The sequence below is a fragment of the Arenibacter flavimaris genome, from assembly GCF_030291335.1.
Classification (GTDB): domain Bacteria; phylum Bacteroidota; class Bacteroidia; order Flavobacteriales; family Flavobacteriaceae; genus Arenibacter.
Map to the genome: position 1 here is coordinate 14,538 of NZ_JASWIM010000003.1, position 23,361 is coordinate 37,898.

Annotated in this window: 23 protein-coding genes; 18 read left to right on the forward strand and 5 right to left on the reverse strand. The window is 40.8% G+C overall.

Annotated features, from left to right (window positions below; genetic code table 11):
* Positions 1–11: 11 nt before the first annotated feature.
* Positions 12–1,259: an LVIVD repeat-containing protein gene (locus QSE00_RS03390; protein WP_286104866.1), complete on the reverse strand. Its 1,248-nt coding sequence runs from the start codon at positions 1,257–1,259 to the stop codon at positions 12–14.
* 156 nt (positions 1,260–1,415) lie between these two features.
* On the opposite strand from QSE00_RS03390, the gene miaB reads away from it, so the two are divergent.
* From miaB to groL, 7 genes are all read left to right on the forward strand, one after another.
* Complete coding sequence (gene miaB / locus QSE00_RS03395) at positions 1,416–2,861, forward strand: tRNA (N6-isopentenyl adenosine(37)-C2)-methylthiotransferase MiaB (RefSeq protein ID WP_286104998.1); 1,446 nt, start codon at positions 1,416–1,418, stop codon at positions 2,859–2,861.
* A gap of 3 nt (positions 2,862–2,864) precedes the next feature.
* Positions 2,865–4,136: a sigma-54 interaction domain-containing protein gene (locus QSE00_RS03400; RefSeq protein ID WP_110354665.1), complete on the forward strand. Its 1,272-nt coding sequence runs from the start codon at positions 2,865–2,867 to the stop codon at positions 4,134–4,136.
* Positions 4,137–4,198: 62 nt separating this feature from the next.
* Entirely contained in the window at positions 4,199–4,717 is a 519-nt protein-coding gene (locus tag QSE00_RS03405; protein WP_110354664.1) for an LptE family protein, read from the forward strand.
* 3 nt (positions 4,718–4,720) lie between these two features.
* Positions 4,721–5,650, forward strand: a complete 930-nt coding sequence (locus tag QSE00_RS03410; protein WP_286104867.1) for a hypothetical protein — start codon at positions 4,721–4,723, stop codon at positions 5,648–5,650.
* Between the two features lie 3 nt (positions 5,651–5,653).
* Positions 5,654–6,022, forward strand: a complete 369-nt coding sequence (secG, locus tag QSE00_RS03415) for a preprotein translocase subunit SecG (protein WP_286104868.1) — start codon at positions 5,654–5,656, stop codon at positions 6,020–6,022.
* A 142-nt stretch (positions 6,023–6,164) separates the two neighbouring features.
* Positions 6,165–6,443, forward strand: coding sequence for a co-chaperone GroES (locus tag QSE00_RS03420; RefSeq protein ID WP_072860635.1), 279 nt, complete (start codon positions 6,165–6,167; stop codon positions 6,441–6,443).
* A 103-nt stretch (positions 6,444–6,546) separates the two neighbouring features.
* Positions 6,547–8,175, forward strand: a complete 1,629-nt coding sequence (gene groL / locus QSE00_RS03425; protein ID WP_110354661.1) for a chaperonin GroEL — start codon at positions 6,547–6,549, stop codon at positions 8,173–8,175.
* An 87-nt stretch (positions 8,176–8,262) separates the two neighbouring features.
* Here the strand turns inward: groL and QSE00_RS03430 are convergent, their stop codons facing one another.
* From QSE00_RS03430 to QSE00_RS03440, 3 genes are all read right to left on the reverse strand, one after another.
* Positions 8,263–8,619 (reverse strand): heavy-metal-associated domain-containing protein, encoded by a 357-nt coding sequence (locus QSE00_RS03430; protein WP_110354660.1) that lies wholly within the window; start codon positions 8,617–8,619, stop codon positions 8,263–8,265.
* A gap of 40 nt (positions 8,620–8,659) precedes the next feature.
* Positions 8,660–10,897 carry a TonB-dependent receptor domain-containing protein gene (locus tag QSE00_RS03435; protein WP_286104869.1) on the reverse strand — a complete coding sequence of 746 codons (2,238 nt, stop codon included), beginning with the start codon at positions 10,895–10,897 and terminating at the stop codon, positions 8,660–8,662.
* A gap of 97 nt (positions 10,898–10,994) precedes the next feature.
* Complete coding sequence (locus QSE00_RS03440) at positions 10,995–11,411, reverse strand: HYC_CC_PP family protein (protein WP_286104870.1); 417 nt, start codon at positions 11,409–11,411, stop codon at positions 10,995–10,997.
* Positions 11,412–11,572: 161 nt separating this feature from the next.
* On the opposite strand from QSE00_RS03440, the gene QSE00_RS03445 reads away from it, so the two are divergent.
* The 7 genes from QSE00_RS03445 to rodA all read left to right on the forward strand — a co-directional run bounded on the left by QSE00_RS03445 (position 11,573) and on the right by rodA (position 19,306).
* Positions 11,573–12,025 carry a GAF domain-containing protein gene (locus QSE00_RS03445; RefSeq protein WP_110354658.1) on the forward strand — a complete coding sequence of 151 codons (453 nt, stop codon included), beginning with the start codon at positions 11,573–11,575 and terminating at the stop codon, positions 12,023–12,025.
* A 93-nt stretch (positions 12,026–12,118) separates the two neighbouring features.
* On the forward strand, positions 12,119–13,651 hold the full coding sequence (gene purH / locus QSE00_RS03450) for a bifunctional phosphoribosylaminoimidazolecarboxamide formyltransferase/IMP cyclohydrolase (protein ID WP_110354657.1): 1,533 nt from the start codon (positions 12,119–12,121) through the stop codon (positions 13,649–13,651).
* A gap of 55 nt (positions 13,652–13,706) precedes the next feature.
* Entirely contained in the window at positions 13,707–14,735 is a 1,029-nt protein-coding gene (locus QSE00_RS03455; protein WP_069858480.1) for a rod shape-determining protein, read from the forward strand.
* Between the two features lie 115 nt (positions 14,736–14,850).
* Entirely contained in the window at positions 14,851–15,672 is an 822-nt protein-coding gene (gene mreC, locus QSE00_RS03460; RefSeq protein ID WP_110354656.1) for a rod shape-determining protein MreC, read from the forward strand.
* On the forward strand, positions 15,659–16,168 hold the full coding sequence (gene mreD / locus QSE00_RS03465; RefSeq protein ID WP_110354655.1) for a rod shape-determining protein MreD: 510 nt from the start codon (positions 15,659–15,661) through the stop codon (positions 16,166–16,168). Before mreC ends, mreD begins: the two co-directional genes overlap by 14 nt.
* Positions 16,165–18,033, forward strand: coding sequence for a peptidoglycan D,D-transpeptidase FtsI family protein (locus QSE00_RS03470; RefSeq protein WP_110354654.1), 1,869 nt, complete (start codon positions 16,165–16,167; stop codon positions 18,031–18,033). The genes mreD and QSE00_RS03470 overlap by 4 nt, the downstream gene beginning before the upstream one ends.
* Positions 18,023–19,306, forward strand: a complete 1,284-nt coding sequence (gene rodA, locus QSE00_RS03475) for a rod shape-determining protein RodA (RefSeq protein ID WP_286104872.1) — start codon at positions 18,023–18,025, stop codon at positions 19,304–19,306. Before QSE00_RS03470 ends, rodA begins: the two co-directional genes overlap by 11 nt.
* Here the strand turns inward: rodA and QSE00_RS03480 are convergent.
* On the reverse strand, positions 19,303–20,115 hold the full coding sequence (locus QSE00_RS03480) for a DNA/RNA non-specific endonuclease (protein ID WP_286104873.1): 813 nt from the start codon (positions 20,113–20,115) through the stop codon (positions 19,303–19,305). The genes rodA and QSE00_RS03480 overlap by 4 nt on opposite strands.
* A gap of 189 nt (positions 20,116–20,304) precedes the next feature.
* Here QSE00_RS03480 and msrB point away from each other — a divergent pair, with 189 nt between their 5' ends.
* The 4 genes from msrB (at position 20,305) to QSE00_RS03500 (ending at position 23,356) form a co-directional block, all read left to right on the forward strand.
* Positions 20,305–20,769 (forward strand): peptide-methionine (R)-S-oxide reductase MsrB, encoded by a 465-nt coding sequence (gene msrB / locus QSE00_RS03485; protein WP_110354652.1) that lies wholly within the window; start codon positions 20,305–20,307, stop codon positions 20,767–20,769.
* Entirely contained in the window at positions 20,759–21,310 is a 552-nt protein-coding gene (gene msrA / locus QSE00_RS03490; protein WP_286104874.1) for a peptide-methionine (S)-S-oxide reductase MsrA, read from the forward strand. The genes msrB and msrA overlap by 11 nt, the downstream gene beginning before the upstream one ends.
* Positions 21,311–21,483: 173 nt before the next feature.
* Positions 21,484–21,780: a GNAT family N-acetyltransferase gene (locus tag QSE00_RS03495; RefSeq protein ID WP_286104876.1), complete on the forward strand. Its 297-nt coding sequence runs from the start codon at positions 21,484–21,486 to the stop codon at positions 21,778–21,780.
* Between the two features lie 7 nt (positions 21,781–21,787).
* The gene (locus QSE00_RS03500) at positions 21,788–23,356 is read left to right on the forward strand and encodes a protein adenylyltransferase SelO (protein ID WP_286104877.1); all 1,569 of its coding nucleotides are present in this window, start codon (positions 21,788–21,790) and stop codon (positions 23,354–23,356) included.
* Positions 23,357–23,361: the final 5 nt, after the last annotated feature.

The following is a 23,361-nucleotide window of genomic DNA, read 5'->3' on the forward strand; positions in this document are numbered from 1 at the left end:
TTTCGGTAGCATTAATTAAGCTTAAATGTGCTGATCAGCTTTATTTTATTTTCCAAATATTCATATTGATATATAATTTCCTCCCCTATCATCAATAAATTATCCTCCATAGGAATAACGTCAAAGGTATCTACATCCTTAATATGGTTAAGCTGTACCAAGTCCCGAACATTCGTCTTGTCATAGACCTTTAGTCCAGAAGCCCCATCGCACACAAATAATTTTTCATCCTTTACCCCCAGGCCGTAGGGGCCATCCATCGGATAGGTCTTTACCAACTCGGGCTTGGTGATATCTGAAATGTCCACTATAAAAAGTCCACTTTCCGTAGCACCGCACATATTACCGCCCCTCAAGGTTACATAGGCATAATCCCCATCAACAACCACGGGATCACAGGCCGTACCATGCTCAAATTCAGAAATCAAAGTAGGCGTGGCCGGAGCGGAAATATCATATATATACATCCCCCTCATACTCCCCAAAAACAATTGATCCCCCCTGTTAAAAATAGTTTCAATATCGAAACCGGCGTACACGTCTTCCAAATCCTTAGGGTTTTCCAGATCCTGAATGTTGAATACATTGATAGTGTGACTGTCTACGGCATATAAATAGTCATTTACGATCTTAAAACGTGCCAAGGACCCTCCCTGGCCTGTAGAGGTCGTATTTTGGGCGGCATTGGAAAGCATTACATCAAATTCACGTGAAAAATCCACCTGCACTTCCTCTATCAACCTTCTTTCCTTAACAGTTTCCCATCCTATCACAATATCATTTTCATAATCTATATCCTGCCACGCATAAATATCTGCCTCGAAAGGAAAAACCACATTGTCCCTCAGTACATTTTCCAAGCGGTTGACTGTTTTGATATTGTTGATATCGGAAATATCCAGAACGATCAAATCCATAATGCTATCGGCATAGAGGTAATTGCCTTTTACGGAAACATCTACGTTGCCGGGTATTTTTATAAATGCAATCTTTTTGGGAGCCCTTGGATCCGAATTATCAATTACATGCACCCCTTTGTATTTCTCGTTGACAAATATATATTCCCCATAGACATAAATTTTACCGGATTCCTCCAAGGGAATTGGAGCAATGATATCTATAGCCTGTTTAAATTCGGCCTTGCCCATCGTTAAGGGTTTGGCCACCAAGTACTCCGCATATTTGCCATCATCCCCATCATTGCAAGAAACCAGCGCTAAAGCAGCCAACATAAATAAAAACAGATTCATCCTTTGCATACCTATATAATTTTATGGGGTCGTTTTTTACTAGATACCCTGTAACCCATAAAGTTGCGTTGATTTTTGACAAATATTTAACTGTCAATATGTCATATTTAGGCATATAGTACTATCTTTGCACACTCTTAAAGATGAGGTTGAATGCACAATAAAATGGAGAAGATTATAGATGAATCCGTACAAGGAACTGCCATAACCCTTGAGGGAAAAGAAAATAGCACTAGAAAATTATACATAGAAAGCTATGGCTGCGCCATGAATTTTTCGGATAGTGAAATTGTAGCCTCCATATTGTCCAACGAAGGGTTTAGTACTACCCATGAACTGGAAGACGCCGACCTGGTATTGGTCAATACCTGTTCCATTCGCGAAAAGGCAGAGCTTACCATACGCAAGAGACTGGAAAAATTTAATGCCGTAAAACGGCATAGGCCACATATGAAAGTGGGGGTGCTTGGGTGCATGGCCGAAAGGCTAAAAACCAAGTTACTGGAAGAAGAAAAAATTGTGGACATGGTAGTAGGCCCGGATGCCTACAAGGACCTGCCCAATCTTATCCAAGAAATAGATGATGGCAGAAATGCAGTAAACGTACTCCTATCCAAAGAAGAAACTTATGGGGATATTTCCCCTGTACGTCTCAACTCCAATGGCGTTACTGCCTTTGTATCCATTACCCGTGGTTGCGACAATATGTGCACCTTTTGCGTAGTACCCTTTACACGGGGCAGGGAACGCAGCAGGGATCCACAATCCATACTGGAAGAAGTAAACAACCTTGCCCATAAAGGATTTAAGGAGATTACCCTTTTGGGGCAAAATGTGGACAGCTACCTTTGGTATGGTGGCGGATTAAAAAAGGGATTCGAAAAAGCCTCCGAAATGCAAAAAGCCACAGCCGTAAATTTCTCGAACTTATTGGAAATGGTGGCCTTGGCACAACCAAAATTGCGCATTCGATTTTCCACTTCCAATCCACAGGACATGACCTTGGATGTGGTTCGGGTAGTAGCAAAATATCCAAATATCTGCAACTATATACATTTACCTGTGCAAAGTGGCAGTAATAGGATCCTAAAGGCAATGAACAGATTGCACACTAGGGAGGAATACCTGGAACTGGTGAGGAACATTAAGGAAATAATTCCAGATTGCACCGTCTCACAAGACATGATCACAGGATTTCCGACCGAAACAGAAGAAGATCATCAGGACACCCTTTCCTTAATGAAAGAGATTAAGTATGATTATGGTTATATGTATGCCTATTCCGAAAGGCCCGGGACGGCTGCGGCAAGGAATATGGAAGATGATGTGCCACAAGAGGTGAAAAACAGAAGACTAACTGAAATCATTGCCCTTCAAAGGGAGCATAGCCATTATAGAAGCAAACAACAGCTAGGAAAAACAGTTGAAGTCCTGATCGAGGGTTCCTCCAAAAAATCGGATTTGGATTGGATGGGAAGGAATTCCCAAAGTTTTGTAGTGGTTTTTCCAAAGGAAAACTACAAAATAGGAGATTTTGTGAATGTCGAAATTACCGATTGCACCTCCGGCACCTTAATAGGAAGGCCATTGGGACTATCCAATAACAATTAAACAATGGAATCGATTCAATCAATAAAACAGCGGTTTGAAATCATTGGCAACGATGTAAAACTTAATCGTGCCATTGAAAAGGCCATTCAAGTGGCCCCTACGGACATCTCCGTGTTGGTTACAGGGGAAAGCGGTGTTGGTAAAGAGGCTATTCCAAAAATTATACACTCCCTTTCCCATAGAAAACACGCCAAATACATTGCGGTCAACTGTGGGGCCATACCGGAAGGCACTATAGACAGCGAACTGTTTGGTCATGAAAAAGGGGCTTTTACAGGCGCAACAGCTACCAGAAGTGGTTATTTTGAGGTAGCCGATGGCGGTACCATTTTTTTGGATGAGGTAGGGGAACTTCCCCTAACCACCCAGGTACGTCTCTTGAGGGTTTTGGAAAACGGGGAATTTTTAAAAGTAGGTTCTTCACAGGTCCAAAAAACCGATGTCAGAATTGTGGCCGCCACCAATGTTAATATGTTCGAGGCCATAAAAAAGGAAAAGTTTAGGGAAGACCTGTATTACAGGTTAAGTACGGTAGAAATCAACATCCCCCCATTGCGGGAGCGCAAGGAGGACATCCATCTATTATTTCGGAAATTTGCATCGGATTTTGGGCAGAAATATAAAATGCCAACGATCCGCCTGGAGGACGATGCCGTACAATTGCTATTAAAATATAGATGGCCGGGAAACATTAGACAATTGAGGAATATTGCCGAACAGGTTTCCGTCTTGGAGGAAAGCAGACTTATTACCTTGGCCACTCTAAACAGTTACCTGCCCAATTCCAGCAATAGCAATTTACCCGCCATTGTTGGAAAGGAAAAAAAAGAGAGCGACTTTAGCACGGAAAGGGAGATATTGTACAAGGTGCTTTTTGACATGAAAGGCGACCTTAACGATCTTAAGAAATTAACACTGGAGCTGCTCAAACACAACGACAGCGAGAAAGTACAGGAAGAAAATGAAAATCTTATCCGCAAAATCTACGGGGATGACGAGGAGGAATATGCCGAGCAAGAGGAAAGTCCCAGTGAAATTTTACAACTTCCCGAACCCTATATAGAAAAACCGATAATTAAATCTCCCCAACAAGAGGACAAGTATCATTTTGCAGAGGAAATACAAGAGGAAGAAACCCTATCTTTACAGGACAAGGAAATAGAACTCATTAAAAAATCCTTGGAACGCAACAAAGGCAAAAGAAAAGCTGCTTCCGCAGAATTGGGCATCTCGGAACGCACCCTGTACAGAAAAATAAAACAGTACGACCTTTAACGGTAGGCAGTAGGCAGTAGGCAGTAGGCAAAAAATAAAAGAATTTAGAAAAAAACGAATGAATGATTAAAGCAAAAAATCTTATAATTCTATTGGTATTAACCAGCTGTGTTGCTGGTTGTGGCATATATAACTTTACCGGGGGCGATGTAGGGACGGCGAAAACCTTTCAGGTCAATTATTTTCAAAACTATGCATCCCAGAACCCAGGGTCTACTTTCGAGCCCGGAATGGATAGGGATTTTACACTTGCCCTACAGGATCTAATATTGAACCAGACCAGTTTGGACCTTGTTAAATCCAACGGGGATTTGCTCTACGAAGGCGAGATCGTGGAATATAGAATATCCCCCATGTCGGCCACCTCACAACAAACCGCAGCACAGAACAGACTGAGTATTGGTGTAAACGTAAGGTTTTTCAACAACACCAAGGAAGATGTAGACTTTGAACAACGATTCTCCTTCTTTTACGATTATCCAGCCAATTCCCAATTGGCCAGTGTTAAGGATGAGGCCCACCAGGTAATATTTGAACGTATTACCCAGGACATTTTTAATAAATCATTGGCAGATTGGTAATTTATGAACGTACAGGACTTTACATATTTATTACAAAATCCGGATGAAGTGGTTTCCCCTGTGCAGACCAACCAACTGGAAGATGTATTGGCAGAGTACCCATACTTTCAAGCAGCAAGGGCCATGCACCTTAAAGGCCTTAAGAACCTCAACAGTTTTAAATACAACAATGCCCTTAAATTGACCGCCGCCTATACAGCGGATAGGGATATTCTTTTTGATTTCATCACCTCCGTTGACTTTTTACAAAATACCATTGCCGATTCAATTCTGGGCAAGTCCACCACTTTAAACGATACACCCACCATATCCGAAGAGATCGTATCCGATTTTAAAAAAGAAAGTTCACTGATAGAAGAATCGGATGACGAACCCTTACCAAGGACTGTAAAGGATGCCGACAACATTTTGGACCCCTCACTGTTTTCTTCCAAAGACCCCAAAATAGACAAGTCCATTTCGGACGATAAAAAAAAAGCTGAGGAAACACTGGAAATCGGGAAACCGTTAAATTTCACCAAGAAAGAAAAATATTCCTTTGGGGAATGGCTTCAATTAACCTCAAATAAGGTAGAAAAGAAAAAATCCGAACCCGATACCCCCAAAAAAGGGGCCGCTAAGACCGAGGCGAAACCAATTCCAAAAGAAAATAAATTAAAAAAGAAAAAATTTGATCTAATTGATAAATTCATCGAAGCCAACCCAAAAATTGTACCCAAGGAAAATACGGTCAAAGTGACCATCAAGGATTCCCTTAGCTTCGACAAAAATGAATTGATGACAGCCACTTTGGCCAAAGTCTATTTAGAACAAAAGAAGTACAAAAAGGCTATTCAGGCCTACAAAATTTTAAGTTTGAAATATCCAGAAAAAAGTAGTTTCTTTGCAGACCGAATAAAAGCGGTAGAAAAGATACAACAAGAAAATAATTAAATAATGAATACAACATTTACAATATTCTTGGTCCTGATCATCCTAGTTTGCATCCTATTGATGCTTGTTATTATGGTGCAAAACCCTAAAGGTGGAGGATTGTCCTCATCCTTTGGTGGCAGCGGCAACCAAGTTGTAGGGGGCGTAAAGAAAACAGGGGACTTTTTGGATAAGAGTACTTGGACGTTGGCGGCCATACTGGTTGTCTTAATATTGCTTTCCAATGTAGCATTAAAGGGAAGTTTCAGTGATTCCGATTCAAAATTGCTTAATGGCGACCCTATTGAAACAACTGCGCCGGATGCTTTGCCAGAAACTCCAATTTCTGCACCTGCCACTAATGGTACAAACACCACTGAAGGTGACCAATAACAGGAGAAAACGACTTTAAAATATAAAAAATGCCAGCTTAAGTGACAAGCTGGCATTTTTATTTAACAAAGTGTCAGTTTTTAGGCAATGGCATAATTTCTGCCTATTAAAATCAAACTTAAAAACATAAAATCTAAATAATATGGCTAAAGTTAGCATTAAACCATTAGCAGATAGAGTTCTAATAGAACCTATGGCTGCTGAAACAAAGACTGCATCTGGTCTTTACATCCCTGATACCGCAAAGGAAAAACCACAAAAAGGCAAGGTAGTTGCCGTTGGACCTGGTACAAAAGATGAAAAAGTGACAGTTAAAGTTGGAGATACGGTGCTATACGGCAAGTATGCCGGTACTGAGCTAAAGCTTGAAGGTACCGAATATCTTATGATGCGCGAGAGCGACATTTTAGCAATTATATAATATTGCACTTTTTCCCCGCATACTGGGAAAATTCCAAACTACAAACTAAAGAGTATAACTAATTTCATTCCGTTTTATTTGGAATGACAAATGAAATTAAATTATGGCAAAAGATATAAAATTTGATATCGATGCAAGAGATGGCCTGAAGAGAGGTGTCGATGCATTGGCTAACGCAGTAAAAGTTACTTTGGGACCTAAAGGTAGAAATGTAATCATCAGTAAATCGTTTGGAGCACCAAACATTACCAAGGATGGTGTTACCGTAGCCAAAGAAATTGAATTAGCGGATCCACTAGAGAATATGGGGGCCCAAATGGTAAAGGAAGTTGCATCCAAAACCAATGATTTGGCAGGTGATGGTACTACTACTGCCACCGTTCTTGCACAAGCTATCGTAAAAGAAGGCTTAAAGAACGTAGCGGCAGGTGCCAATCCAATGGACCTAAAAAGAGGTATAGACAAAGCTGTAGAGGCTATTGTTGAAGATTTGGCCAAGCAGACCAAAAAAGTAGGCGACTCTTCAGAAAAAATCAAACAAGTAGCCGCCATTTCCTCCAATAACGATGAAACCATTGGTGATCTTATTGCCCAAGCTTTCGGAAAAGTTGGAAAAGAAGGAGTTATTACTGTTGAGGAGGCCAAAGGAACAGATACTTATGTTGATGTTGTGGAAGGTATGCAATTCGACAGGGGATACCTTTCTCCATACTTTGTTACCGATTCTGAAAAAATGACAGCCGACTTGGAAAATCCTTACATATTACTATATGATAAGAAGATTTCTTCCATGAAGGATTTGTTACCAGTATTGGAGCCTGTAGCACAATCCGGAAAACCTCTTTTGATCATTGCAGAAGATGTGGATGGAGAAGCTTTGGCCACATTGGTGGTAAACAAATTAAGGGGATCCTTAAAGATTGCCGCAGTTAAGGCACCAGGATTTGGAGATAGAAGAAAGGCTATGTTGGAAGATATCGCTATCCTTACAGGTGGAACCGTAATAGCTGAGGAAAGAGGCTTTACAATGGAAAATGCCACCTTGGATATGCTTGGTACCTGTGAAAAAATCACTATTGACAAGGACAATACAACTATTGTAAACGGTTCAGGGGATCCAAAAACCATTAAAACAAGGGTTAACCAAATCAAATCCCAAATAGAATCTACCACCTCGGATTACGACAAGGAAAAATTACAGGAACGTTTGGCCAAATTGGCCGGTGGGGTTGCTGTTCTTTATGTTGGCGCTGCTTCCGAAGTAGAAATGAAAGAGAAAAAAGATAGGGTAGATGATGCCCTTCACGCTACAAGAGCTGCGGTTGAAGAAGGAATCGTTGCCGGTGGGGGTGTTGCCCTGGTTAGAGCAAAATCCGTACTTTCCAAAATCAAGACTGAAAATGCAGATGAGGAAACAGGTGTACAAATCGTTGCCAGAGCAATAGAGTCACCTTTGAGAACCATCGTTGAAAATGCCGGTGGGGAAGGATCTGTAGTAGTTGCCAAAGTTTTGGAAGGCAAAGGCGATTTTGGTTATGATGCCAAATCGGAGAAATATGTGGAAATGATCAAGGCGGGTATCATAGACCCTAAGAAGGTAACCAGAATTGCATTGGAAAATGCCGCTTCTGTTGCCGGAATGATCTTAACTACCGAATGTGCCCTGATAGACATCAAAGAAGATGCTCCTGCAGGCCCACCAATGGGTGGTGGAATGCCAGGAATGATGTAAGTTTTAAAATTTACAGCAACAAAAAAAACCGCATTTGGAAATCCAAATGCGGTTTTTTGTTTTTACCAGGCTTATAAAGACCAAACTTTAATGATGCTGTCCATCGTCGCTATTATCCTCGCGATACCTGCAACAAGGGTGAACACTTTCATAAGCTTCCTCCGTAGCCTTTAATTCCTTGGTATCATGACCTACCTCGACTATGGCCGTTTTTACCAACATGGAATTTGTTTTTCGCTCATCGATGATCAACGATAATTGATGGGTCGGGATGTCCCATAAAGCGTATTTAACCCCTTTTACGGCCAAGGCGGCTTCCTCTATCCTCTCTTTGCACATGGCACATTTACCATTCACCTCGAAGCTCATTTTTTTATTTTTCTCTTGGCCATAGCCAACTGCCGTCAAAAAAACAAACACCGCTCCTAATACTATATTTCTCATATCTCCACTTTTTAAGTTGAATAATTAATATTGAATAAATTTATAATTTATATCTAAATCCCGCATAAAACATTCTGCCCATTATAGGGCCATGTACTATGGTAGTATCAAAATTTGGACCAAATGGGTCGTCCGCACTCAACACAGGGTCATCCTGGGTGTAATCGGCCAAATTCTCGCCTCCTATATATATTTCAAAATTATCGTTGAACACTCTCGTTATTTGGGCAATCATCATACTGTGGGATGGGGAAAATTCTGCCAATCTATACGCTTCTGGATTATTGGAGGTATTTGGCAATCGCTGTTTTCCCAGCGAATGGACCGTATAATCCATACGCCATAAGGAACCATTTGTCTTAGGTACTGAAGTATAACCAAGGTTGGCAAAAAATCGATGTTGGGCCTGTAAAGGCTTTTGAAGGGTACCGCTGCGATAATCGGTTTCCACATCATAATATTTATAAGCCGTCCTTAACTCAAGATTCTTTAGAACATTATAATTTATTTCAAATTGAAAGCTTTTGGCCACACTTTCTCCCTCCAAGTTATAAAATGACACCTCCAATGGGTTCTCCCAATCCACCACCACTTGATTTTTAAAATTGGTAACGTAATAATCCAAGGTTATATTACCCTTTCTGCCAAACCAACTAAACCCCTGTATAAAACTAGTTCCATAATTCCAGGCATCTTCTGGATCCAACCCATAAATACTACTACCATCCCCAAGAACCCTTATCCGTCTTGAGGAGGCAAATAATTGTTGGTTTTCGGCAAAGATGTTGGCTGCCCGTTTTCCACGGCCCAAAGACCCCCTAAAGCTCCCTCTATCCCATGGCATATACCGCAGGTGTAATCTAGGCGTAACAAAAGTCCCCAAATTATTGTGGGTGTCCACTCTTATGCCCGCAGTTAAACTCCATTCCTTTAAATTGTCATAGCTATATTCAAAAAAGGCCCCAATAGATTTGTCCACCCTAGAATAATCTTGCGTGTTCACCATTTCGCCATATCCATCATAAGCAAAGGTGAGGCCCGTTTTATACTTGCTCTTGGTATCCCCTATTATGGAGTTGAACAGCAGGTTGGAATAGATGCTTTCGTGATCAATATTATATTCATTAAACCCAAAATAAGAATCCTGTTTATGAATATTGTAGGCCGTTTGAAAACCAAGACTTTGAAAAGGTAGCTCTGGAAATACATAACCTAATTTCAGCGAAGTATCAAACCTCCTGGTATTTATTTCACCTCCCCACGAATTGGCAGTGAATTTATCGATACTCGGGACAAAATTTGTCTGTCCCAGCTGTTTGTCGTCGTTTAAGAAACGAAGATTGATAAAGCTGACCCATCCGGTACTTGGGTTTTGGTATTGCCACCTATTCAAAACATTTATTTGATTGCCCAAGGGGGCATCCAAAAATCCGTCCCCATTATCATCCTCCTTCACATCCCTTCTATTGGTATGGAGATAAAGCCCCGTACTCCACTTATCGGTCAACTGTTTATTGAAATGGGTATTCAACTCCAGCCTGCCATTCAAATTGCCATATCCATTAACAAATAGGGCATTATCCGTCAAAGGTTTTACCAATTCCGTATTTATCTGGCCTGAAATACTCTCATAACCATTTACCACACTGCCCGCCCCCTTCGTAATCTGTATACTCTCCACCCAAGTCCCAGGGGTGAAGGTAAGTCCATAGGCCTGGGAGGCACCCCTTACCATAGGGATATTCTCTTGGGTTATTAACAAATAAGGACTGGTAAGTCCCAACATTTGTATTTGCTTGGTACCGGTCAAAGCATCTGAAAAATTGACATCTATGGCCGGGTTGGTTTCAAAGCTCTCAGAGAGGTTACAGCACGCCGCTTTTAGTAATTCGGCGCTATTTATGGTGACCACATTCTGTGGGCTGAAATAGGATTTCTGTACGGCGTCCCTTTTCTTTTGAACCACCACCTCATTTAACGCATTGGAAGGTTTTAGCCAGTGATTTACCTTTCCAGGGGAATCAATGATCAAGGTATCCGACTCAAATCCCACATAACTAATGACAAGCCGATTATACTCCTTCTTAAATGGGATTGAAAAGCTACCATCGGTCTTCGTTATGGTCCCTGTCTGGGAATTTAACCAATAAACATTGGCTCCGGCCAAACCTAGGTGCTTATTTTCAGGATTGTCCTCCATCACCATACCCTCAATAGTGTTCTGGGAGATTGCCAATAACGGAATCCATAAAAATATACTTACAAAAAAATTCTTCACTTGATATATTTTAATATTAGTAGATAATTGAAATCAATAAAACATCGGATCCTCCAAATCCAAAAAAAGGGAACCCGAGCTTACTACCAATAAAAAATCAAATGAGGAAAACTTGGTCCAAAATATGGATATCTTTGACCAGTATGGGAGGTGGGTAATCGGCATGGGGAACACGGTGCTGCTCCCTTGGCTGAAATAAATTTACATAATAGGAAGTATAGGCCACCAAGAAAAGCTGCTGGACCACACCAAGATCGTCATAGGAAATACTTAGGTTATCCTGCCCCACTACCAAAATGGTCTCATCACTGCAGCAAGTATCTGATTTTTTCTTAGGGGACAAATTCTCTTCCTCCAACCCCAAATCCATACCACAGGTATCCGCTTCATGAAAAAAAGCGACGTCTACCAAAGATCCAAAGCAAAAATGCTTCTCAACGGTCCAGGAAACGGTGGAGACCAGCATAAAAAATGCCATCAACACGGCCAGTATTTTATGGATCATTACTTTCATCAAGGCAAAAATAATCAAAAGTTATTACTCTATATTTCCCTATTGCAACATTAACTAAAATTTAGGGGAAAAATTGTCCTTATCAATAACAGTTAGGAAGTTTAAAGAGGTTATGGATCAAAGAATTTGCAAATAGCCTTATTTTTGTGAAAATTTATCACATGCTTACTATTTTAAGACCAAAGATTTCGGAAATTACGAACAGTACCCAGAAAACTGCAACCGAAAAAATGCAGGCCATATGCGAATTGTTAAAAGAGAATGTCCCCCATTACGATTGGGTAGGCTTCTATTTCAAAAATGGAGATAGGGAAGAGCTCAAATTGGGTCCATATGCCGGCGCCCCTACAGACCACACCATAATTCCTTTTGGCAAAGGAATTTGCGGACAGGTAGCCGTCTCCAATCAAAACTTTGTGGTTCCGGATGTAAAAGCCCAGGACAACTACATAGCATGCAGCATAACCGTTAAGGCGGAAATTGTAGTTCCGTTATTTTTAAATGGCGTAAATATTGGTCAAATAGACATCGACTCCAATACTCCCGACCCATTTTCAAAGGAGGATGAGCACTTTTTGGAATACGTAAACCAAGAGGTGTCCAAGATTCTTTGAAACTTTAGGGCGATTGTTAATAAACGTGCTGATTTTTAAGCACAAAAAAATTACTTTTGTGTCCTTATAATCCATAACAACAATCACAACAAAATGAGTACCACTAAAAAAGCTTCGTCAGCCTTAATATCCGTTTTTCATAAAGATGGCCTAGAGCCCTTGGTAAAAAAGTTTAATGAATTGGGAATTACCATCTATTCTACAGGCGGTACGGAAACATTCATTAAGGATTTGGGAATCGATGTAGTACCTGTAGAGGACGTTACCAGCTATCCGTCCATTTTGGGCGGCAGGGTTAAGACATTGCACCCTAAGGTATTTGGTGGTATTTTGAACCGTCAGGACAATAAGAGCGATCAGGAACAATTGAAGGAATTTGAAATCCCCCAATTGGATATCGTAATTGTAGATCTTTACCCATTTGAAAAAACTGTTGCCAGTGGGGCCTCCGAACAGGATATCATTGAAAAAATAGATATAGGCGGTATTTCATTGATACGCGCCGCGGCCAAAAATTACAAGGATACACTTTGCGTGTCCTCCATGAACGATTATGACGAAGTTTTGGAAATGATTACCAACGGTAACGGCAGCACCACTTTGGAAGACCGTAGACGTTTTGCTACCAAATCTTTCAATGTTTCATCGCATTATGATTCGGCCATTTTTAATTATTTCAACCAAAACCACGAAGAAGCTGCGTTTAAATTAAGTGAAACCAACGGGCAAGTACTGCGTTATGGAGAAAACCCACATCAAAAAGGATTTTACTTTGGGGATTTTGACGCAATGTTCAATAAACTTCATGGAAAGGAACTTTCCTACAACAATTTGTTGGACGTGGATGCAGCTGTAAACCTTATCCAAGAATTTAAGAACGATGCCCCCACCTTTGCCATATTAAAGCACAATAATGCCTGTGGTCTCGCCACCAGACCAACAATTCACCAGGCCTATGTTGATGCCTTGGCAGGAGACCCTGTTTCAGCTTTTGGTGGAATATTGATCAGCAACGTAGAAATAGACAAACCAACCGCCGAAGAAATACACAATCTATTCTGCGAAGTGGTAATTGCCCCTAGCTATACCCCAGTGGCCCTGGATATCTTAAAAGGCAAGAAAAACAGAATAATTTTGGTACAGAACGAAGTTGACCTTCCAAAAATGACGGTAAGAACATGTTTAAACGGAGTTTTAGTGCAGGAAAAAGATGAAAAGACCGATAAAATTTCCGACCTTACCAATGCTACCAACAAAAAGCCTACGGATAGGGAACTGGAAGATTTAATCTTCGCTTCAAAATTGTGCAAACACACCAAAAGTAACACCATTGTACTTGCTAAAAACAAACAATTGTGCGCCAGTGGAACCGGCCAAACCTCCCGTGTAGATGCCCTAAACCAAGCCATCCACAAAGCCCAATCCTTCAATTTTGACCTAAATGGAGCGGTATTGGCCAGTGATGCCTTCTTTCCGTTTCCAGATTGTGTGGAAATTGCGCATAAAAGTGGGGTAACCAGCGTTATACAACCTGGAGGCTCCATAAAGGATCAACTTAGTATCGATTATTGTAATGAAAATGGAATTGCAATGGTTATGACTGGCACACGTCATTTTAAACATTAATTTTATTACTTTTAACGATCAAACTGACATTTAAACCGAAATATAACAACACATAATGGGATTCTTTGATTTCTTAACCGAGGAGATTGCAATAGACTTAGGTACTGCCAACACCCTCATCATTCACAACGACAAAGTGGTGGTAGACAGTCCATCTATTGTAGCCAGGGACAGAATAAGTGGCAAAATCATTGCTGTTGGCAAGGAAGCCAACATGATGCAAGGAAAGACCCATGAAAATATAAAGACAATACGTCCTTTAAAGGATGGGGTTATCGCCGATTTTGACGCCTCCGAAAAGATGATCAATATGTTCATTAAGAACATACCCGCTTTAAAGAAAAAGTGGTTTCCGCCAGCCTTGAGAATGGTTATCTGTATCCCTTCGGGAATTACAGAGGTAGAAATGCGTGCCGTTAAGGAGTCTGCTGAACGTGTTAACGGCAAGGAGGTCTATCTAATTCACGAGCCAATGGCAGCTGCCATAGGTATCGGCCTGGACATTATGCAACCCAAAGGGAACATGATCGTTGATATAGGAGGTGGAACAACAGAAATTGCGGTAATTGCCCTGGGCGGGATTGTTTGCGACAAATCGGTCAAGATAGCGGGGGACGTTTTCACTAACGACATTATTTATTACATGCGTACGCAACACAACCTTTATGTTGGGGAGAGTACCGCTGAAAATATTAAAATTACCATTGGATCCGCTACGGAAGACTTACAGACCCCTCCGGATGAAATGTCCGTGCAGGGTAGGGATCTATTGACCGGTAAACCAAAACAAGTATCCATTTCCTACCGTGAAATAGCCAAAGCCTTGGATAAATCCATTTTAAGGGTAGAGGATGCCGTTATGGAAACACTATCCCAAACACCACCAGAACTGGCAGCTGACATTTATAATACGGGTATTTATCTAGCTGGCGGCGGGTCTATGCTCAGGGGACTTGATAGACGTTTGTCCCAAAAAACGGATCTCCCGGTCTATATAGCTGAAGATCCACTAAGGGCGGTTGTAAGGGGTACCGGTATTGCTTTAAAAAACTTGGAGCGATATAAGAGTATTTTAATTAAATAGCCTATTCAACCCCCTACAATCGGCACTACCTTTTGGAAGGTTATAATTAGTAAACAGGCCTTAATGCCTTACTGGGCAATTGCCCAAATAAGGTTTTATAAAACAATTTAAGTGAATGCAGCAGATTATCAACTTTATATTAAGATATAAAAATTTCTTGCTCTATCTTTTCCTGTTGATTATATCCCTGGCCCTTACAGTACAATCCCATTCATACCATCGTTCCAAATACTTTAATTCCTCTAACTGGCTTACCGGAAATATTTATGAGACCACAAGCAGTATCACCACCTATTTTGGTCTTGGGGAGGAGAATAAAAAATTGGTAGAGGAAAATAAACGATTGCGGAACCTCCTGTTCAACCAAAAAAAGGAAGATTCCATGCAATTGGACACGACCAATGTTACATACAGGGTCATAGCTTCCCAGGTAATCAAGAACAGTTATAGCCTGCCGAGAAACTATATTACGATCAAAAAAGGAATGGCACAGGGAATAAAACCCGATATGGGCGTTATCACAGCCAACGGCATCCTTGGAATAGTGGAGAATACATCCCAAAATTTTGCAACGGTACAGAGCATTCTGAACACCAAATCCAGGATCAACGCAAAAATCAAGAACACCAACCATTACGGATCATTGGTTTGGGACACAAAAGACTATAACACAGTACAACTTGCCGACGTTGAAAGATTGGTACCCTTAAAAATTGGGGACACTATTGTTACCGGTGCCAGTTCCAGCATCTTTCCAGAAAACATTCCCATAGGTATCGTCAAAAATTTTGATCTAAACAATTCCCAAAGCTCATATAGCATAGACATTAAGCTCTTTAACAATATGGCCGCAGTTAGGAGCATTTACATAATAGAAAACATTCAAAGGGAGGAAATAATAGAATTAGAAGCCAAGACCAATAATGATTCGCAATAGCTACTTTATCAACATAATTAGATTTGTACTATTAATTTTGGTACAGGTATTGGTTTTTAATAAGCTCAATTTTTTTGGATATATAAACCCAATGGTGTATATTCTATTTCTCTACTGGTATCCCATTAAGGAAAAAAGGCAATTGTTTCTATTGTTAAGTTTTCTACTTGGCTTCTTAATAGATTTATTTTCGGACACCGTAGCCATTCATGCAGCAGCCACCGTAACCATTGCTTATTTAAGACCGACCATAATGCGGTTTTGTTTTGGGGTGAATTATGAATTTCAAAATTTTAAACTAACCAACACCACTAGGGCACAACAAATTACATTTTTAACGTTATTAATTATAATACACCATTTGGTTTTCTTTACCCTAGAAATTTTCAGTTTTGAAAATACGCTGTTAATTTTGAAGAAAGTTTTAACTATCAGTATAGCCACCTTAATATTGTGCTTACTATTAAGTTCACTTTTTAGTGTTGAAAAAGAATGAGAAAAATTCTATTATCTTCCATTATACTATTGGTCGGAATAACTTTTATCGGCAGATTGTCCTATCTCCAGATATTTAGTTTTTCCCCCAATCAGATATTGGAAGATCCGGCCATAAAAGCAGTATATGATTATCCGGAAAGGGGCTATATATATGATAGAAATGGGAAACTTCTCGTAGCAAACCAACCGGCCTATGATGTAATGGTTATACCAAGGGAGGTAAAACCATTGGACACCCTTGAATTTTGTAAGCTCTTGGGAATAGATAAAGAAAGGTTTGTGTCCCAATTAAAGAAAGCCAGGGTCTATTCCCCAAGGCTTCCCTCTGTTTTGGTTCCACAACTATCCAAAGAGGACTACGGCAGGCTTCAGGAAAAAATGAGGCGATTTGAAGGCTTCTATATTCAAAAAAGATCATTGCGCTATTACGATACCAATAGCGGTGCCAATGTTTTGGGATACATCAGTGAAGTCAACGAATGGGATCTGGAACGAAACCCATCCTACGCTGCCGGGGAATTAAAGGGAACTACGGGTATCGAAAAAGAATACGAGACCATCCTAAGGGGTCGAAAAGGCGTGAAATATATCCAGAAAGATAGGTTTAACAGGGATATTGGCCCTTATAAATCCGGTACTTTGGATACCCTTCCAGAGCAGGGAAAACAAATAACCGTCACTATAGACAAAATTCTTCAGGAATACGGTGAAAAGCTGATGATCGGGAAACACGGGGGTATAGTTGCCCTGGAACCGGCCTCTGGAGAGATTTTGGCATTAATTTCCGGTCCAACCTATGACCCAGCCTTATTGGTAGGTAGGGAAAGATCAAAGAATTACAGCAAATTACACTATGATACCATTTCAAAACCCACCTTTGACCGTTCCATCTTAGCTTCCCAATCCCCCGGATCGCCATTTAAAACCATAAACGCCCTAGTAGCCCTTCAAGAAGGTGCCATTACACCAGAAACCACCTTTCATTGCTACAATGGTTTCTACGTAGGCAAAAGGAAAAGAGGATGTCATTGCGGAGGAGGTACCCGAAATTTGAATTCCGGCATTTACCTCTCCTGTAATGCCTATTTTGCAGGTGCCTTTCGCAAAATTTACGACCAATTTCCAACTTCGGCCGAAGGCATGGATGTTTGGGAAAAACACGTAAAAAGTTTTGGACTAGGAACTTTCTTGGGGTATGACCTTCCCACTGGAAGACCTGGACGAATACCCAACAAGGAATATTACAACCGCATCTATGGGGACAACAGATGGTCCTCTTCTACCATAATATCCAATTCCATAGGACAGGGCGAGGTAGAGGTTACTCCTATTCAACTGGCCAACATGACCGCTGCCATTGCCAATAGAGGGCATTATTTTACGCCTCATGTACTTAAAAAAATTGGAGCTGACGATATCAGTATCCCTGAATTCACAGAGGCCAAACACACCACTATTGATAGAAAATATTTTGAACCGGTTGTACAGGGAATGGCCGAAGTGTACAAAAAAGGTACGGCAGCGAGGCTGCAAATAGAAGGAATAGAAATTGCCGGTAAAACCGGTACTGTAGAGAACTTCACAAGAATCAATGGTGTACGGACGCAACTAACGGACAACTCCGTTTTTGTTGCCTTTGCACCCGTTGACAACCCTAAAATTGCCATTGCCGTTTACATTGAGAATGGATATTTTGGATCGCGTTATGCAGGACATATTGCCTCCCTAATGATTGAAAAATATCTTAAAGGCGAAATAACCCGTGTAGACTTGGAGAAAAGAATGTTGGAAAAAACCTTGGAAGATGAATATGCAAAACCCTATAGCGGACAACCCTTTAAAATAAATGAGCGTGTCTGGTAAAAGTGTCCTTAAACGCTTGGATTGGTTTAGCGTTCTAATTTACATTTCCCTAGTTTTTATTGGTTGGATAAATATTTATTCCAGCACCTTCACTGACGACAACCCGTCTATTTTCAATTTTGCCTCCTTACATGGAAAACAATTGTTCTTTATAGGGACAAGTGCCGTGGCCATAGTTATTATATTGGCATTGGAAGCCAATTTCTATGAACGATTCTCCAGCCTATTTTATATAATATCCACAGCACTGCTCTTGGGACTTTTTGTATTTGGCAAAACAATTGCCGGGGCAACTTCTTGGTACGACCTTGGCTTTTTCAACCTACAACCCTCGGAATTTGCTAAAGTTGCCACCGCACTTGCCCTGGCCAAATATTTAAGTGATATACAGACGGATATTAAGCGGCAGAAAGACCAAATAATCGCAATTCTCATTTTATTGATTCCTGCATTCCTGATCATTCCCCAGCCAGATCCAGGAAGTGCCCTCGTCTTTTTTGCCCTGATCTTTGTGATTTTTAGGGAAGGTCTCCCGCTCTATTACCTTGGAATAGGGTTTATGGTAATTCTTATTTTTATTTTAACGCTGATGTTCGGTACCATATGGGTAAGCATAATCCTAGGGCTACTATTGGCGCTATTCCTATTATTAAAAAAACCATCCTTCAAAGTACCTATAATTCCGGTTGGCCTTATATACGTAGCCATTGTTCTCTTTTCCCTTTCGGTCAATTTTGTTTTTAATTACGTTTTTGAACAAAGGCATAGGGATCGTTTCAGTCTTTGGCTTCGTTTGGAAAAGGATCCCAAAAAATTGGAGGAAATCCGTAGGGACATAGGTTACAACACCTATCAATCTGAAAAAGCCATTGAATCGGGCGGAAAATACGGTAAAGGGTTTTTGGAAGGAACAAGGACCAAGGGCGATTTTGTCCCGGAACAACATACAGATTACATATTTAGCACCGTAGGCGAGGAATGGGGATTTGTAGGTACTGCCTCCGTGGTAATTCTTTTTACCACCTTACTACTACGGCTGGTATATTTGGCCGAGCGACAGAAAAATGACTTTAGTCGTATGTATGGGTATGGGGTCATCTCCATTTTGTTTGTACATTATTTCATAAACATAGGTATGGTCATAGGAGTTCTGCCCACCATTGGAATACCACTGCCGTTTTTTAGTTATGGGGGTTCCGGTTTGTTATTTTTTACGGCGCTGTTGTTTATCTTTCTAAAATTGGATGCCAACAGGCTAAACGAACTCACTTAAAATCTCCAACTGCCGCTGTTGATACCGGCTTCCAACCTTGACTCTTGTTCATCGGGCAAACCGAAAAAGAAATCGATCCCCGTCAATTTTTCAAGGGTATCCACAGGAACCATAAATTGATCCAAGTTTCTGGTATCCTCCCTATTTTTGAAAAGAAATCCTATGATTTTTAGGTTTTCACCCTCACCTTTAGCTACTATTTTATAAAAATATTTTGGAACGGCCACATCCTCCTCCCCTATACTTGCCAAGCCCTTATCCAAAACTCCCGCAGTAATTACAAATAAAGGTCCGTCCCTTCTGGCCCAATACCTCACCTGCTGCTCCAATCTATTCCAGACTCCTGCGTTAAATTCCCTGTTCTGTGGTGTAATATTGCTCGTATAAAAGGTTTCATTATAGGCGTTTTCGGAAAATCTACGATCACCAGCAGGACACAAATGGCCCCTATCATATCCCGAACCCTTATAGTTCCTCCAATCTGCCGATTTACTGCTCACCTTGGGGTCCTCTACAAAAAATGGCCTTTTCCTATCATCATTGGTTAAGTGGGACTTCTCCAAAACATAGGCTACCCACTCTGCCTGTTCATAAGCTTCATTATAGGATAGGGAAAAATGGGCATGCCGTACTATTTCACCTGTGCTGGAACTGGGCCATAGCCATTCAGGTATTTCTGTCCTTTGGCCCTCCCCTTCAGGTAAGGAATAGGGGGCGGGAGTATAAAAATTATCGAATATCCAAAACAAGACTACACAAACCAGCATCAGGGTGGTATATATTATCCTATTTTTCCTATATTTATTCATAGTGTAAATATAGATAAAACTACCATTCGGGAGTTTCCATAAGTGTAAGTAATGGCCTTATTTTACGACCAACCTCATGTAACATTATGTAGTTGGCCAAATCATTCTCAACACCCCAATGCCACTAAAAACGCATACGTTGTATATTACTGATTACTAAATAAACATTAAAAAGAAAGGAAAATATTCATGCTAACTTGGAAAGACATCATTAATTACAGTGTTAAGGGAAACCCGGTACCCGACAAAAGAGTGGATAAGACAGAAAAGGAATGGCGAGACCTATTAACTCCCGAACAATTTAGGATTACAAGAAACAAAGGAACAGAAGCACCACATAGTGGTGCGCTCTGTAGTACACATGAGGCAGGGAAATACAGTTGTATATGTTGCGAAAGTCCCTTATTTGATTCCACCATAAAATTTAATTCGGGTACCGGCTGGCCCAGTTTTACACAGCCCATAAAAGAAAACGCCATTAAATACCATAAGGACACATCTTTTGGTATGGTAAGGGTAGAAGTAATGTGCAATACCTGTGATGCCCATTTGGGACATGTATTTCCGGACGGACCGGAACCCAGCGGCTTGCGTTATTGCATTAATTCGGAATCTATGAAAATAGTTAAAGAAAGTATATTGGATGAACAATAAAAAGTTGGAGACCGCCACCGTGGGTGGTGGATGTTTTTGGTGTGTGGAAGCCATTTTTCAGGAAGTTAATGGCGTACATAAAGTAATTTCGGGATATACTGGTGGAAATGCACCTGGCAGACCCACGTATAGGGAAGTTTGTTCAGGACTTACCGGTCATGCAGAGGTAGTACAAATACTATATGACGCCAACATTATCTCCTATGAGGATATTTTGGTCATATTCATGACCACCCATGACCCTACCACCTTAAATAGACAGGGAGCAGATGTAGGGACCCAATATCGATCTGTAATATATTATCACAATGACATCCAAAGAGAAATTGCCGGCTTGGTAATAAAAGAAGTGGCACCATATTACGAGCAGGCCATTGTTACTGAATTAAGTCCTTTGGAAACCTTTTATGAAGCAGAGGAATATCACCAGGATTATTATAGAAATAATCAATCGCAGGGCTACTGCAACGCGGTTATTTCCCCAAAACTAGGTAAGCTAAGAAAAATGCATGCCGATAAAATTAGAAAAACAAAGGTCTAAGCACTCCTAGTTTTACAATAGTCCGGTTTAGGATACATTTCAATAAACTGTATAGGCTGCTTGTAAAAGGACTATATAGAAGGTTAACAGTATTCATTCAAGACTGTGGGCATTGAATACTAATTGTACCCACTGTGGTATTTACTCCCATTAATTTTTAAATGGAACAAAAAATGTACAACAACATAAATACAGATAATTTGACGGTACAGCACGACAAAGAGAATAAGAGATTCACCATGGCCATTAACGATGAAATTGCCAAAATAGAATACGAGTTACGGGATGATAAAATGTATTTGACCTATTCGGAGGTTCCCCATAATCTTAGGGGCAAAGGATATGGCAAGGAATTAGTGGAACGCACCTTTGAACAATTAACCAAAGAAGGATATAAGGCGGTAGCTGTATGCTCCTATATAAAGGCTGTTGCCAGAAGAAATGAAAATTGGAACTCGATAATTGAATAAATATCCTATGAACCTTACTGTTAAGGATACCTTTAATACCGAACTCCCCGCCGACCCCGTCCAAGAAAATACAAGAAGACAGGTTATGCAGGCATGCTATTCCTTTGTAAGGCCAAAATCCACGACAAAGCCCAGTATGATCCATACATCCGCTGAATTGGCCATGGATTTAGGATTGACCCAGGATGATCTGACCTCCGAAGAGTTCAAAAATATATTTACAGGAAACGCCGTTTTGTCCGGCACCCATCCTTATGCCATGTGCTACGGAGGACACCAATTTGGCAATTGGGCCGGACAACTTGGAGATGGCCGTGCCATTAATTTATTTGAAGTTAACCACAACAATACACAGTGGGCACTCCAACTTAAGGGCGCTGGGGAAACTCCTTATTCCAGAACTGCAGATGGCCTTGCAGTACTGCGTTCCTCCATTAGGGAATACCTTTGCAGCGAAGCCATGTACCACCTGGGAGTGCCCACTACCAGAGCACTATCGATAGGCCTAACAGGAGACCAAGTGCTAAGGGACGTACTATACAATGGTAACCCGGAATACGAAAAGGGAGCTGTAGTGTGCAGGGTAGCACCCACTTTTTTGCGCTTTGGAAATTTTGAAATTTTTTCTTCAAGACAGGACACAAAAACTTTAAAAACACTCACGGATTATACCATAAGACATTTCTTTCCCCATGTAAAGGAGGGTACCAAGGAAGGCTATCTTCATTTTTTTAGGGAGGTTACCAATAAGACGCTGGACATGCTCATACACTGGCAGCGGGTAGGTTTTGTACATGGCGTAATGAACACGGACAATATGTCCATCCTTGGCCTCACTATAGATTACGGCCCCTATGGATGGCTCGAAGGTTACGAGGAAGGTTGGACCCCCAATACCACCGACCGACAGTATAAACGTTATAGATATGGGAATCAAATAAATATTGGTCTTTGGAACCTATATCAATTGGCAAATGCGCTCTTCCCTTTAATAGAGGATGTTAAAGAACTTGAAGACATCTTAATGGAATACCGTAACAATTATTCCACAAAATATCTCTCGATGATGAAATCTAAAATTGGTCTTTTCAAATCCGCCGAAAATGACGCGGAGCTTTTGTCTAGGCTGGAGGACAACTTACAATTGACCGAAACCGATATGACCATCTTTTTTAGAAATCTAAGCCGTATCACAAAGGATAGTCCCACAAATGAGGACTTTTTGTCCCCGGTGTTCGATGCCTTTTACGCACAAGAGGAAGTTAAGGGCGACACCCTTGAAAAATGGAAGCAGTGGTTTATCCACTACAAAAATAGATTGCAAAAGGAAAGTATCGACGACAGGAAGAGAGCAGAAAAAATGAATAATGTAAACCCAAAATATGTTTTAAGAAATTACATGGCACAATTGGCGATAGATGCTGCGGACCAGGAGGATTACTCCTTGTTGGATGAGTTTTTTCAATTATTAAAACATCCGTACCAAGAACAAACGCAAGCCGAAAAATGGTTTGCCAAGCGGCCCGAATGGGCCAGGCACAAAGTGGGATGCTCCATGCTCTCCTGCAGTTCATAGCCCCA

What these genes read in the sequence shown, in the direction of transcription:
- QSE00_RS03390 (WP_286104866.1), bottom strand. Translation starts at nt 1,259, where the DNA reads ATGCAAAGGATGAATCTGTTTTTATTTATGTTGGCTGCTTTAGCGCTG.
- QSE00_RS03470 (WP_110354654.1), top strand. Translation starts at nt 16,165, where the DNA reads ATGAGAAAAATTCTATTATCTTCCATTATACTATTGGTCGGAATAACT.
- purH (WP_110354657.1), top strand. Translation starts at nt 12,119, where the DNA reads ATGAGTACCACTAAAAAAGCTTCGTCAGCCTTAATATCCGTTTTTCAT.
- miaB (WP_286104998.1), top strand. Translation starts at nt 1,416, where the DNA reads ATGGAGAAGATTATAGATGAATCCGTACAAGGAACTGCCATAACCCTT.
- QSE00_RS03480 (WP_286104873.1), bottom strand. Translation starts at nt 20,115, where the DNA reads ATGAATAAATATAGGAAAAATAGGATAATATATACCACCCTGATGCTG.
- secG (WP_286104868.1), top strand. Translation starts at nt 5,654, where the DNA reads ATGAATACAACATTTACAATATTCTTGGTCCTGATCATCCTAGTTTGC.
- groL (WP_110354661.1), top strand. Translation starts at nt 6,547, where the DNA reads ATGGCAAAAGATATAAAATTTGATATCGATGCAAGAGATGGCCTGAAG.
- mreC (WP_110354656.1), top strand. Translation starts at nt 14,851, where the DNA reads ATGCAGCAGATTATCAACTTTATATTAAGATATAAAAATTTCTTGCTC.
- QSE00_RS03430 (WP_110354660.1), bottom strand. Translation starts at nt 8,619, where the DNA reads ATGAGAAATATAGTATTAGGAGCGGTGTTTGTTTTTTTGACGGCAGTT.
- QSE00_RS03405 (WP_110354664.1), top strand. Translation starts at nt 4,199, where the DNA reads ATGATTAAAGCAAAAAATCTTATAATTCTATTGGTATTAACCAGCTGT.
- QSE00_RS03495 (WP_286104876.1), top strand. Translation starts at nt 21,484, where the DNA reads ATGTACAACAACATAAATACAGATAATTTGACGGTACAGCACGACAAA.
- QSE00_RS03455 (WP_069858480.1), top strand. Translation starts at nt 13,707, where the DNA reads ATGGGATTCTTTGATTTCTTAACCGAGGAGATTGCAATAGACTTAGGT.
- QSE00_RS03410 (WP_286104867.1), top strand. Translation starts at nt 4,721, where the DNA reads ATGAACGTACAGGACTTTACATATTTATTACAAAATCCGGATGAAGTG.
- QSE00_RS03440 (WP_286104870.1), bottom strand. Translation starts at nt 11,411, where the DNA reads ATGAAAGTAATGATCCATAAAATACTGGCCGTGTTGATGGCATTTTTT.
- msrA (WP_286104874.1), top strand. Translation starts at nt 20,759, where the DNA reads ATGAACAATAAAAAGTTGGAGACCGCCACCGTGGGTGGTGGATGTTTT.
- QSE00_RS03500 (WP_286104877.1), top strand. Translation starts at nt 21,788, where the DNA reads ATGAACCTTACTGTTAAGGATACCTTTAATACCGAACTCCCCGCCGAC.
- QSE00_RS03400 (WP_110354665.1), top strand. Translation starts at nt 2,865, where the DNA reads ATGGAATCGATTCAATCAATAAAACAGCGGTTTGAAATCATTGGCAAC.
- mreD (WP_110354655.1), top strand. Translation starts at nt 15,659, where the DNA reads ATGATTCGCAATAGCTACTTTATCAACATAATTAGATTTGTACTATTA.
- msrB (WP_110354652.1), top strand. Translation starts at nt 20,305, where the DNA reads ATGCTAACTTGGAAAGACATCATTAATTACAGTGTTAAGGGAAACCCG.
- QSE00_RS03445 (WP_110354658.1), top strand. Translation starts at nt 11,573, where the DNA reads ATGCTTACTATTTTAAGACCAAAGATTTCGGAAATTACGAACAGTACC.
- QSE00_RS03420 (WP_072860635.1), top strand. Translation starts at nt 6,165, where the DNA reads ATGGCTAAAGTTAGCATTAAACCATTAGCAGATAGAGTTCTAATAGAA.